Source organism: Candidatus Aeolococcus gillhamiae, assembly GCF_016464765.1.
Classification (GTDB): Bacteria; Chloroflexota; Dormibacteria; order Aeolococcales; family Aeolococcaceae; genus Aeolococcus; species Aeolococcus gillhamiae.
Genome location: NZ_JAEKNS010000021.1, coordinates 1 through 10,682, shown reverse-complemented (window position 1 = coordinate 10,682; position 10,682 = coordinate 1). Strand labels below are relative to the sequence as shown.

The following is a 10,682-nucleotide window of genomic DNA, read 5'->3' as shown; positions in this document are numbered from 1 at the left end:
CCGCCGGCCTGGCTGTACTGGTCCGGCCCCTCGAACGAGACCATGGCAATCTCAAGCGTCTCAGGAGTGAACACGACCGAGAAGTGTGCCTGCTGAACCAAAGGACGCGCGAAGACCACCAGGCGACCTAGAAACACCGGTCCACCACCAACCAAGCGAAGCCGTTATGGCCCGCAAAGGTACCGTCGGCGCGCCAAACGCCGAGGAGTGGGGTGTATCAGGTCGAATTCACTTCGACCTGATGAGGGGCGAGGATCTGCCTCGCCCCTGTGAAACACAGGGGTCCCCACGCGGCGAAGCCGCGAGGGGCGAAGCGCCCGGCTGGCGGGCGCCGGACACTCCGCCACCGCTGACTCTGCGGGGGCGCCGACCACGAAACGAACCATCAAACGGCGACGGGATGGTGACGACGGTCGCCACCGCCCTCAGAGGTGCAGAAGCCGGGCGGCGTTGGCCCCGGTGATCAGATCGCGAGCGGAGGCCTGGACGCCCGCCGCGTCAAGAGCGGCCAAGTACCGAGGCACGTCGAGCAGCGGGTGGTCGCTGCCCAGGAGGATGTGGTCGGCACCGATGCCGTCGACAAGGGCCCGGTACACCGAGGGCGCGTACACGAAGGGTTGCGCGGCGGTGTCGAAGAACAGGCCCGCGCACGCCGCGCGCACCTCGGGGATGTGCGCGAAGAGCGGAAGCCCTCCACCCAGGTGCGCGCAGATCAGCGTCAGCTCGGAGTGGCGCTGCGCGAAGCTGAGCAGCCGGTCCGGGGTCGCCGTGCCCTTGCCGGGGTACTGCCGGCCCACCGGCTCGCTGCAGTGCAGCGTCCACGGCAGCCCGGCGTCCACGGAGGCCTGCACCGCCGGTTCCACAGCGTCGTCGAGCAGCCCCCACCCCTGCGCGTCCGCGTTCATCTCGCCGATTCCCGAGAGGCCTACGCGCGCGCAGCGGGTCACCTCGGTGGCGGCGGCCGCGTCCAGCGGCTGGACGACACCGAAGCCACTGAGCCGGTCGGGGTACCGCCGCACCGCCGCGGCCACGTAATCGTTCGCCTCGGCGCACGTCGAAGCATCGGCGAACGGCCAGCTGAAGCACACGGCGCGGTCGACACCCTGTTCGTCCATCGCAGCCACCAGGGATTCGGCCGACGCGACCCGCTCACCGCGCGCGTGGCAGGCGGCGAACCAGGGTTCGCCGACGGCGACCACGTCGAGGTTCTCGCGAACCCGGTCGGGAAGGATGTGGACGTGCGCGTCGACGATCACCCGACCCAGCCTCCCTCGGCGAACACGTAGGCGCCCCAGGCGAGCACGGCGGCGCTCGCCTCGACCAGAACCGGACGCACCGCTCGGATCCGGGCGGTGAGATCGGCAACGACGATGACCACCGCAAAGAGCGCGAGGTCATAGCGCGGGACCGAGCGCCAGAACGTGAGGGAGACGGCGCTCAGCCACACCAGCGTGGCGTACACGGCCAGCGACCGCGCCAACCGAGTGTCGAGCCACGACGCCAGCACCGCCACGAAGCCAAACACGCCCGCGATGATCTCGCGTACGAAGATCGCCCGGTTGGTTGGGTCGGTGCTGCCGGCCGCGGTTGCCAACGTGGTGTTCAGCCCGTCCCACGGCCAGGCGGCGGCCTCACCGAAGGACGGCAGCGTTTCCGCGTGCAGGAATGCGAGCGCGTCTCCGGTGCGCAGTCGCAGGTAGGCGGCGAAGAGGAGCAGCGGGAGCGGGACGAGGGCGAGCCAGACACCGTCCCGACGAATCCGGCCCTGCCGCGCCAGCTCGTAGGCGAGGACCGGAAGCAGCACCATCCCGGTGACACGCATGGCGACCGCGACTGCCCCGGCCAGCGCGGCGCCGCGCATGTGGCCGGCGCGCATCAGCAGCAGGGCGAGCGCGGCTGCCGCGATGAAGCAGCTCTCCGTATAGACGCCGGTGAGGAAGAACCCGAGCGGCGCCAGCGCCACGGCCCACACCGCGAAACGTGCCACGCCGGCGTCGCGCTCGTGCCGCACGAGCTCGTGAATGAACACGAGCGCGGCCAGCTCGGCGAGCGCGCTGACCAGGACGCCGGCGAGGACGAGGTCGCGCGTGACCACCGAGGCGGCGCGGATCAGCAGCGGGTAGCCGGGCGGGAAGGCATCGTGATAGTCGAGCTGGGACGGGTAGCCGTGGCCGGCGATGTCGAGATGCGAGACTGCGTCCCAGTGGCTGAACGCCTGGCTGAGGGACGTCGACGTCAGCGCACCGTCGTGGCGCACCACGGCGAGGGCAACGGCCACCAGAGTGAGCACCTTGGCGGTCGCGTAGGCGGGGAGCACCGCGCGTGCGGCGACCCGCCGGTCGGCAACTCCCAGAGCCACCGCGCTCACGCGCCGCGCACGTCGTACACCGTGACGTGGTCGCTCCGTGCCACCACCGGGAATCCCTGCGACGCCCACCAGCTGACGTTGACCTGCGTGTCGAAGACACCAGCGTCGCCGATTCGGTCGTCGATCTCCGCGAAGTCCACCCGGTACGCGCGAAGCAAACCGAACACCGCGCACTCCGACCGCTTCTGCGTCGAACAACCCTCGAGCATGGTGCGAACATCCTGCGGGCGGCTGGCAAAGTCGGTGCCGTAACTCCACAGCCAGCCGTAGTAGCCCATCACCGCAGTCCGGCCCCCCAGTGTCAGGACCGGATCGTTCGGCTTGCCCTCGGTGAGGAACACCGCGTTCGACGGTGTCGCGGCAGCCACGTGCGCGGCGAGTTGCGCATCCGCGGTCGTCGCGGTCGAGTAGGGTCCGCCGACGGAGTCCTGCGGCGGGGTCCAGGGCAACAGCCTCACCAACACGAGCAGTCCGGTGAGCAGCACGGTCGAGACCGTCACCGCGGCCACGGCCCCGCGCCACCAGCGCCGCCACCAGCGGACCACCAGGGTGGCGACGAGCAGCGCCGCGCCGAGGTACCAGTACGCGAACAGCTTGGTGTTGTCCCAATCCCAGGACTGGAACACGACCAGGTTGGCGACCACGAACACGGCCATGAATGCCAGCGCGACCGACACAAGGTCGTCGGCGAACAGCGAGCGCACTCGCAGCGCGGCGGTGCCGATGGCTCCCGGCACGCGCCGCAGTGCGACCGCCAGCGCCACCACGGCGCAGAGCGGCAGGGCCACCCCCGTGTTGGCAATCCAGAAGCCCCAGTACTGCGGGGTGAGAACGGCCCGCACAAGGCCGCCGACGCCACTCACCAGCGAGCCGAACGACAGCACCGGTCGGGCGGCGTCCGCGAGGTACATCCATCCGGGTTCCACGGTTGGGAAGACGTTGCCGTCAGCAGCCGAGCCGTGCGGGCCGCCCACCAGCGACACCAGCCGTGGCGTGGCCACGACGACCGTGACCGCCGCGGCCACCAGCCAGCCCCGATGTCGCCACCGGGCAGCGAGCACGACTGCGACGATGGCCATGGCGATCAGCGTGTGGATGTGGATGAGCGGCATCAGTCCGAGCAGTAGTCCGGCGAGGGCGAAGCTCTCGTAGCCGCGGCGCGGAGAACGCACCGCGGCGAGGACGAGGACGAGCGCCGCGAGCGCGCCCGAGAACCCGTACAGGATGCTGCGCTGGGGCAACCACCAGGCGAAGAGCGGCGTGTACCACTGCTGGTTGTGCAGAGGCTGGACGGATGCGGGGGTGAGCAGGCCGTCATAGGCGCGCGGCTGGGCCGCGACCAAGCCGGGGAGGTCATGGATGGTGCCGGCGACGATCGAGGGGATGTCGCCGGGATGCGCCGCCAGCCCCGACCAGCTGCACTGGGCGGCGCCGAAGCCGTGGTGCAGGCACGCGTCCGCGAGGATGCCGGTGAAGCCGAGCCCCCCACCCACCAGGCAGATCGCCGCCGCCAGAGCACCCACCACAAGGCCCGCCCCCAGGCGCACCGCCAGCACGGTGATGAGCAGGGTAATGCACACGGCGAGCAGCGCCCCCGGGAGCGCCAGCGCCAACGGCGGCGACGCGCCCAGGACCATCAGCGTGGCCGACTGGAAATCCGGCAAGAAGGGATAGCGCAGGTCCTGGCCGCTGAAGAGCGGGTTCTGCGGCGGAAGGTTGTGCGCCACCGAGAAGCTGCTCGCAGTGCTGAGGTGCTGCGACCAGTCCGCCCAGACCGTCTGGAAGCCGGCGTTGAGATTGCCGGCGGCGTCGGTTCCCAGGGTGTGCGCGAACAGCATGATGAACACGACGGTCGACGCCAACGCGGTGAAACCGAGACCCAGGCGATGGCGCCGCTGCTCGGGCGCCATCAGCGCACCCCACCCTCCCGTCCACACGGCGACCGCGGATGCTGGCGTGCGCCACGAGGGAGCGGCGAACGCCAGCACGGTGAGCGCGCTGCCCCCGAGAACGGTGGCGACCCCCAGCCCGGCAACCAGAGTGAGCAAGTAGGTCAGCGCGCTCCCCACCAGGATGGTGGCGACGATCCCGATGAGGACGCGCTCCTCGATGCGCAGGTCAACCCGCGGCAGCGATCCGGCCGCCAGGGCGCCGGCGATGAGCAGCAGAGCTGCCACCGTCAGCCAGACGAACGTCACCAGGCGTCGACCCAGAGCCGCATCTGGTGGTCAGTGTCAGGCATGGGAACAGCGGTCCACACCGGGTAGAAGAAGATGAATCCCGCGACCACCGCGAGCGTCGCCGCCCACGTCACCGGCGCGAGCGATATGCGCCGCCCTCGCACCTGGACCACGGTGTTGCGCAGCCCGGCCAGCACATAGGCGAACGCCAGCGCTGCGAAGATGAGCATACCCAAGGCGTGGTAGAAGAATAGTACGCGGCGCTCGTTGCCAATCACCCACAGCATCCACGAGGTGAGGTATCCGAGCACGATGAATGCGGGGACGAACCGTCGCGACACGACAGCGCTGACGGTGATCAGCGCGGCAAAGAGGATGATGCCGACGAAGGCGGCGGTGAAGAGCGCGCCGGGCGAGACGCGCACGCTGACGGTGTCGGGCTTCTGTGCAGCGTGGAACGTGATGATCATGGTGGCCAGCGAGGCCGGCCCGACCAGCCCGACCAGCAGACGCCACCACGGCGGGCCGCGGCTCAGGCGCCAGACCAACGCGAGCAGAGCGGGGATGGAGAGCCACCACACTGCGGGATTGCCCATGTCGGTGATCGACGAGACGGTGGGGTTGTCGGGGAGCACCGCGTTGGTCTGCACGTAGTAGAAGAGGACGGGGTGATACACGATCGGCCACGTGTACCAGCGTGATGCGTAGGGGTGGCTGTGGCATTCCTGCTCGTGGTACTGCAGGCCGGCGGCCATGACGTCGGAGATGTCCGCGATCGCCTGCACCGGGTTGGGCAGCGTGGCGGATCCTATCTTCATGGTCGGCACCTGGATGGCGTCAGCCGTTCCGGTCAGGCCCGTGGTCCCCGGCTCGCATGCGGTGAAGCGGTACACGTCGGTGTGCGGGATGGTCAGGTAGCGTGAGAACGACGCGCAGAAGATAGCGCCGCCGATGAGGATCGCGAGCGTGTAGTGGACCAGCGCGACCCGCCCGGCGGCCGCCCGCCACATCGATACCTCATGGCGCCGCGGGCCGGCGATGCGCCGCACCGCCGGGACCAGGCCGGCCAGCCACGGTGAGATTCCGCGTGCGACGATCAGCGCGGCCGCGACCACGAGTGGCGCCAGCGCGGTCAACTTGGCCGCGAAGGCAAGGCCCGCCACGAGGGCCATGAGGTACAGCGTGGCACGCCACTGGCGCCGCGTCCTCGCCTGCCAGTGGAGAAGGAAGAGGTAGTAGAAGAGGGCCACAAAGAAGATGGCGATGATGTCGATGACCCCGGTGCGCGCCTCGACGAAGGCGAGGCCGTCGAGCGACACAAAGAGCGCAGCCAGGCCCGCGAACCAGCGGTCGCGGCGCAGCCGCAGCGCCAGCAGGTAGACGACACCGACGAGCAGGCTGCCGAAGATGGCCGTGCTCACCCGCCACGACCAGGTGGTGAACCCCATGGTTGCGATCGGCGGCGCCATCAGCAGCTTGGCGAGCGGCGGTTCCGGATCGAAGTAGGACTCCGCAGGTTGGCGCAGGTCCCTGGCGGCGTCGACCGGGAAGTAGATCTCGTCGAAGATGAAGCCGCAGCGCTTGACGTCGGTGTGCGTGACGACGGTGCCCGTCGAGTCCTTTCCCGGCGGTCCCACCGGGACGTCGGTGCATTCGGGCGGCGGGCTGTTGTTCGAGGTGGCCGCGCCGATGCCGGAGATGTTCACCCCACCGCTACCCGACAGGAAGTCGGGGAGGATGGGGCTCGCGAAGCGCAGGAACAGTGAGACGACCACGAGGGCGACGACCGCGACCACGTCGCGGCGCTCCAGCGCGAGAAACCCGCGCAGCCCGGTGCGCACCAGCGGCTCGCCGCCGTCATCGCGCTGGTGTCGCGGCAGGCGCGGCGCAGGGCGCCACCAGCTGCGCAGACGCGCCCGCGTCACCGCCGTCGTGCCCTGCGCCGGCGCCCGCCGCTGGGCGCCACAGGGGGCGGCGGGCTCACGTGCCTGACGACCTCGGCGAGCAGACCGCCGGCGTCGGCCACCGGGACGACCAGCAGGTCATCGACTACGCAGCGTTGGCCCACCACGCGGCGGAGAGCGCGGAGGTCGACGCCGTCACGCAGGCGCAGCGAGATCGCCTCGGTGGCCAGCCAGCGATCGGTGGGGCGCGGCAGCAGACGCCGGCGTTCGGGCCGGTTGAACACCGCGCTGAGGCGAATCAGCCGCGCCCTGTCGATGTCCTCGCTACCGAGGCGGCGCGACGCCGCCATGGAGCGGACGACCAGCCGATCGTCCTCGCGAACCAGGTACGTGAAGCGCTGCCGCAGCCACAGCGAGGTGGCCACCGCGAAGAGGCTGGCGGCCACCACGGCGTAGCCGACGGCGCCCCCCGAGGTCGGTTTGAGCGCCGTCAGGAAGACCGAGGTGAGGGCGAACACAGTCGCGGGCAGGAGCAGCCAGGTGCGGTACTTGCGCCAGCGCTCGACGTCGTACAGGATCGGGTGGCGTGCGGCCTTCGGCAAGGGTTCGGAGCATACGCAAGGCCCACCGGAATGGGCGTCCGGACGCTGGAATGACCGTCCCGGGTGCCTTTACATCACTTTACAAAACTTGACTGGACGTTTACTGCTTTTCGGCCAGGCGCTCGCTACATTGGTCTCTGGCGACGAAAGTCGCCCCCAAACAGGAAACTCATTCCCTTCCTGAAAGGCCGGGGGGTTCGCTCCCCGGTCTTTTCTGTTAAGAGGGGCGAGGCAGATCCTCGCCCCTTGTCACTCCTCGGTGCTGGACGCGCCGACGGTACTTTTGTGAGCCATGGCGGCATCTCGGCGAGGGTGGTAGGGTGGTTCTTGGTTCGCTCAGCGTGCTTTCTGGCTCTTCTGGTGCGATCGCACGCGCTCGACGGCTTCTTTCCAGGCCTGGTATTGCTCGCCTGGCCGCTCTCCCGGATGGGCTGGGTTGAAGCATCTTCCGGGGCGGTACGCCGCCTCCACTCCTGTTGGGGCTTCGATGAGGTCCTCTCCCACCGCTGCCAGCATGGCAGCGCCGAGCGCCGTGGTCTCCGCGGAGCCGGCGCGCGTGACCGGCAGGCCGAGCAGGTCGGCCTGGAACTGGCAGAGCCCGTCCATGACGCTGGCGCCTCCGTCGATGCGGAGCTCCTCGAGCCGAATGCCGGCGCCCCGCTCGACGGCCTCGATGACATCGCGGGTGCGGTACGCCATCGCCTCGACGACGGCGCGGACGACGTGGGCTCGGGTCACACCCGCGGACAGGCCGAGCAGCGCGCCGCGGGCGGCTGGGTCCCAGTAGGGCGCGCCCAGTCCCACCAGCGCGGGGATGAAGATGCAGCCATTCGTGTCCGGAACTGAATCGAACAGCGGACCGGCCTCGTCGGCAGCCGCGATGAGCCCGAGGCCGTCACGCAGCCAGCTCAGCCCGGCACCGGTGACGAAGATGCTGCCCTCGAGCGCGAAGGTGTCCTGTTCCCCGAGCCGCCACGCCACTGTGCCGAGCAGGCCGTGCACGGGCGAAGGCACGCTGGTTCCGGTGTTGACCAGGACGAACGAACCGGTGCCGTAGGTGTTCTTGCTCATCCCAGGCTGCAGGCAGGCCTGACCGAACAGCGAGGCCTGCTGGTCACCGGCCATGCCGCTGATGGGCAGGCGCAAGCCCAGGAAGGCATCCGGATCGGTCACCGCGACCCTGGCGGCGCTAGCGCGCACCTCCGCCAGCAATGCGGGGGGGACGGTGAACGTGGCGCACAGCTCGTCATCGAAGTCTCCCCGCACCAGGTCGTAGAGAAGCGTGCGGCTGGCGTTGCTCGCGTCGGTGACCAGCGCGGCGCCACCCGACAACCGGGCCACCAGCCACGTGTCCACCGTCCCGCCGCAGAGATCACCGCGCTCGGCGCGGGCGCGGAGAGCGGGCTGGTCGGCGAGCAACCACTCCATCTTGGTGGCGCTGAAGTACGGATCGAGCAGCAGGCCGGTGCGCTCGCGCAAGGACGGTTCCTCACCGCGATCGCGGTGGGCGGCGCACAGGTCCGCACTGCGACGGCACTGCCACACGATCGCGGGTGCGACCGGGCGCAGCCCATCGCGCTCGAAGACCACCAAGGTCTCGCGCTGGTTGGTGATCCCGATGGCCACCGGCGCGGGACCGCCGGCATCGTCGATCGCCGCGCGGGCCGCGGCAAGGACCGAGCGCCACAGCTCCTCCGCGTCCTGCTCCACCCAGCCGTCGCGCGGATAGCGCACCGCGACGTCGACGTGGGCGCGACCGTGGATCTGCCCGTCGACGCCGACCACCAGGCACGTCGTTCCTGACGTGCCCTGGTCGATGGCGAGGACACGCGGTGCGTTCATCGCGTCGCCCCTCCCCGCGTTGCTCAGACCGGGACGGCGAGCATCCGATCGATCGCGCGGCGGGCGCGCGCCGCGATGCCCGGTGCCACGGTGACGCGGGGCGACAGCGTCTCGAGCGCGGCCGCGACCTTGGGGAGCGTGATCATCTTCATGAACGGACAGATCGCGCCCGGAGTGGCCGGTAGAAATCGTTTGGTGGGGGCCAGCTTTTCCATGCGATGGAGGATGCCGACCTCGGTGGCGACGATGAACGTCGATGCCGGCGAATCAACGGCTCGGCGGACCATCCCCTCAGTGGACGTCACCACCGTGGTGGCGCCTGGGAGGTCGCCCGACGAGGATCGGTACAGCGTCGAAGTCGTGCAGCCGCACTCCGGGTGGATGAGCAGCTCGGCGTCAGGATGGCGGCGCCGGGCGGCGTCGAGGTGCGCAGGGTCGATGCCCGCGTGCACGTGGCACTCGCCCATCCAGATGTGCATCGGCCGACCGGTCATGCGCTCTACGTGCGCGCCTAGGAACATGTCCGGGCAGAACAGGATCTCGCGGTCCGCGGGGATGCTGTTGACCACCGCGATCGCATTGGAGGACGTGCAGCAGTAGTCCGACTCCGCCTTTACCTCGGCGGAGGTGTTGACGTACGACACCACCACCGCGCCGGGGTGCTGCGCCTTCCAGGCGCGCAGCTGGTCGGCGTTGATGGTGTCGGCGAGTGAGCACCCGGCGGCCAGGTCGGGCAGCAGGACGGTCCGGTTCGGAGAGAGGATCGCTGCCGTCTCGGCCATGAAGTGAACGCCACAGAAGACGATGACGTCCGCGTCGGTCCGCGCCGCCTCCTGGGAGAGACCGAGTGAGTCCCCGACGAAGTCGGCGACGTCCTGGATCTCCGGCAGCTGGTAGTTGTGAGCCAGGATGACGGCGTTCCGCTCGCGGCGGAGGCGGTCGATCCGCTCCGGGAGGCCGGGGTCGGCGGCGACCTGCTCAGTGGGACGGACGGCGAGCACCGGGCTCTCTCCTGAGGGTTTAGGTCAGATTGACCTTAGTCAGTATACCGCAGCGCTCTCGGCGATGGTGGGCTCCGCAGACCAGCTGAGACGGAGCCGACGGGGCGCATACAGTGCGGGTCGATGATCGCGCTGCCTGTCATCCATCCTCGCCGAGCATTGAGTGCTGCGGCTGCGCGACCCAGCGGCGCCGCGGGCGCCACTGCCGTGGTCATCACCGGCGTGCTCAGCCTGGGGCTCGAGCTCAGTGCCGCCGTCGTTGGCAACGGTGGTTCGGCGGCGGTGATCCTGTCGATCGCCGTCCCGGTGATGCTGGTGGTGTTCTGGCTCGCGTCAGGGCTGCTCGTGAGCGCCGGAGCACGGCTGATGGGCCGTGCGCCGCAACGGCGTGCGCTCCTCGCGGTGAGCGGCCTCACATTCCCGGTGCTGGTGCTGTACGCGGCGATCGCGCTGGTGCAGGCTGCCAGCCTTCATTGGGGCGGCGATGCACTCTCCATCGGCGTCGGCCTGCTGGCCTTCCCGGTGGTGTGCTGGTTCGTCGCGCTCAACGCAGTTGCGGTCCGCGCCGTCTACGACCTCCCCGCGCTCAGCGCCGTCGCGATCGCGCTGATCCCGTACGCGGCGTTGAGCGGCGCTCTGCTCCTCCTGGTGGTCGTCCTCAGCGCGCTGCACGCGGCGGGCGTGGTGTGAGCCGCCGGCGCCGGCGAGTGCTCGCGCCTGTCAGCCGAGGCCGCCGCCCGGACCCCCGCCGGGGCCACGGCGCCTGCGTCCGCTGACACCGGGCC

8 protein-coding genes are annotated in these 10,682 nt (G+C 69.9%); 1 reads left to right on the top strand and 7 read right to left on the bottom strand.

The window, feature by feature from the left end; genetic code table 11:
* Window positions 1-425: 425 nt before the first annotated feature.
* From JF886_RS01435 to nadA, 7 genes are all read right to left on the bottom strand, one after another.
* Window positions 426-1,256: an amidohydrolase family protein gene (locus JF886_RS01435; RefSeq protein ID WP_337308875.1), complete on the bottom strand. Its 831-nt coding sequence runs from the start codon at window positions 1,254-1,256 to the stop codon at window positions 426-428.
* Window positions 1,253-2,368, bottom strand: a complete 1,116-nt coding sequence (locus JF886_RS01430; RefSeq protein WP_337308873.1) for a mannosyltransferase family protein — start codon at window positions 2,366-2,368, stop codon at window positions 1,253-1,255. Before JF886_RS01430 ends, JF886_RS01435 begins: the two co-directional genes overlap by 4 nt.
* Window positions 2,365-4,566 carry a hypothetical protein gene (locus JF886_RS01425; RefSeq protein ID WP_337308872.1) on the bottom strand — a complete coding sequence of 734 codons (2,202 nt, stop codon included), beginning with the start codon at window positions 4,564-4,566 and terminating at the stop codon, window positions 2,365-2,367. Before JF886_RS01425 ends, JF886_RS01430 begins: the two co-directional genes overlap by 4 nt.
* A complete protein-coding gene (locus JF886_RS01420; RefSeq protein ID WP_337308871.1) occupies window positions 4,563-6,473 on the bottom strand; it encodes a phospholipid carrier-dependent glycosyltransferase in 1,911 nt (636 codons plus the stop codon). The genes JF886_RS01425 and JF886_RS01420 overlap by 4 nt, the downstream gene beginning before the upstream one ends.
* The gene (locus tag JF886_RS01415) at window positions 6,470-7,054 is read right to left on the bottom strand and encodes a hypothetical protein (protein WP_337308869.1); all 585 of its coding nucleotides are present in this window, start codon (window positions 7,052-7,054) and stop codon (window positions 6,470-6,472) included. Before JF886_RS01415 ends, JF886_RS01420 begins: the two co-directional genes overlap by 4 nt.
* 336 nt (window positions 7,055-7,390) lie before the next feature.
* Window positions 7,391-8,896, bottom strand: coding sequence for an FGGY family carbohydrate kinase (locus JF886_RS01410; RefSeq protein ID WP_337308867.1), 1,506 nt, complete (start codon window positions 8,894-8,896; stop codon window positions 7,391-7,393).
* A gap of 23 nt (window positions 8,897-8,919) precedes the next feature.
* Window positions 8,920-9,897, bottom strand: a complete 978-nt coding sequence (gene nadA, locus JF886_RS01405) for a quinolinate synthase NadA (protein WP_337308865.1) — start codon at window positions 9,895-9,897, stop codon at window positions 8,920-8,922.
* A gap of 123 nt (window positions 9,898-10,020) precedes the next feature.
* On the opposite strand from nadA, the gene JF886_RS01400 reads away from it, so the two are divergent.
* Window positions 10,021-10,587, top strand: a complete 567-nt coding sequence (locus JF886_RS01400) for a YIP1 family protein (RefSeq protein WP_337308863.1) — start codon at window positions 10,021-10,023, stop codon at window positions 10,585-10,587.
* The last annotated feature ends 95 nt before the right edge of the window (window positions 10,588-10,682 follow it).